The 270-nt window shown below is 72.2% G+C and carries 1 protein-coding gene; it reads left to right on the forward strand.

The genetic code is table 11. The features are described 5' to 3' along the window. Nucleotides 1–270, forward strand: a 270-nt coding sequence (locus CVH10_RS20815) for a Mur ligase family protein (protein WP_369335927.1), incomplete at both ends; no start/stop codon positions are given.

Below are 270 nucleotides of genomic sequence, written 5' to 3' on the forward strand. Positions count from 1 at the left end.
GTCGAGACCCAGCGCGCCGTGTTCGAAATCGGCATGAATGCGCCCGGCGAGATCGCGCCCCTGTCGCGCTTCGTCGCCCCCCATGCCGCCTGCGTCACCACGGTCGGTCCCGTCCATATCGAGGCCTTCGCGGACGGCGAGGCGGGCGTCGCGCGTGAAAAGGCGACCATCTTCCAGGGTCTGGTGCCAGGCGGCGCGGCGGTGGCGAACGGCGACGTCGCCTTCTCCGCCATCCTGTGCGACGCGGCCAAGGCGGTCGGCGCGCGCCTG

The sequence above is a fragment of the Halomonas sp. ND22Bw genome, from assembly GCF_003011945.1.
GTDB lineage: Bacteria > Pseudomonadota > Gammaproteobacteria > Pseudomonadales > Halomonadaceae > Halomonas > Halomonas halophila.